This window comes from Actinomyces sp. oral taxon 849 str. F0330 (assembly GCF_000239715.1).
GTDB lineage: Bacteria > Actinomycetota > Actinomycetes > Actinomycetales > Actinomycetaceae > Actinomyces > Actinomyces johnsonii.
Genome location: NZ_JH470368.1, coordinates 1 through 853, shown reverse-complemented (window position 1 = coordinate 853; position 853 = coordinate 1). Strand labels below are relative to the sequence as shown.

The following is an 853-nucleotide window of genomic DNA, read 5'->3' as shown; positions in this document are numbered from 1 at the left end:
ACCGCCTTCGCCACCAGCACGAGGGTGGGTCAGCTCGCCGATCTCGAGGTGCGCCACCGGCTGCGGGCCCGCTGCCAGGGGACCGTATCCGCTGTGCCAAGGACACCGGGCTTGACCGCTTTCCCTTGCAGGGGTTTGCGGCCAACCGGGTCTGGTGCCTGAGATCGTGGACCTGTCCAGTTTTCTGTGTAAGCGTTTTACAGGTAGGGGTTGATTCGGTCGGGGTAGGCGGTGGTGAGCTGGGCCAGGGCCTTGTTCCAGTCGGTGGTGATCTGTCCTTCGACGAGCTTGCCCTTGGCCCTGCGCTTGGATGCTGGCAGTCCTTTCTCCTTGTCGCGTTCTCGGGCTCGCTTGTCCACAGGTGTCGCAGATCGCCAGCCACAGCAGCTTGATCACCGCCTCATCGGAGGGGAAGTGGCCGCGGTTCTTGGAAACCTTGCGCAGCTGGTAGCTCGCAGTCTCGATACTGTTGGTGGAGGGGGTACCTCCCACGAAGTGGGGGAGAGATGACACGCCTGAGCATCGGAGGGAAGTCCAGGAAGGGAGTGAATCGCTCCCAGGCCCGCTCCCAGGTCGTCACCGTCTGGGGGTACTTGACCCCCATGTCGGACTCGGAGAAGTCGGTCAGAGCCTGCCAGGCGGCCTCCTGGTTCGGAGCGGTGCAGATCGGCCTTGAGAGCGGCCGCGACCTTCCGGCTCTCCCCCGTAGGAGACGAACCGCATCCAGGGGCACGGAACCGGGTGGTACCTGCGCAGGTGGGGACCGTGGCCTGGGGCCAGGACTGCCTGCGATCGCTTCGGGAAGGCCGGTGAGCCCGTCACATTCCCCCGCGCGCTTCGCTCCCGTGCGGGA

General features: G+C 65.5%; 2 pseudogenes. One reads left to right on the top strand and one right to left on the bottom strand.

Annotated features, from left to right (window positions below):
* Positions 1–155 (top strand): annotated as a pseudogene (locus tag HMPREF0975_RS15855) (IS1380 family transposase); the annotation flags it as partial.
* A 42-nt stretch (positions 156–197) separates the two neighbouring features.
* On the opposite strand, the pseudogene HMPREF0975_RS16940 reads toward HMPREF0975_RS15855, so the two are convergent.
* Positions 198–853 (bottom strand): annotated as a pseudogene (locus HMPREF0975_RS16940) (transposase); the annotation flags it as partial.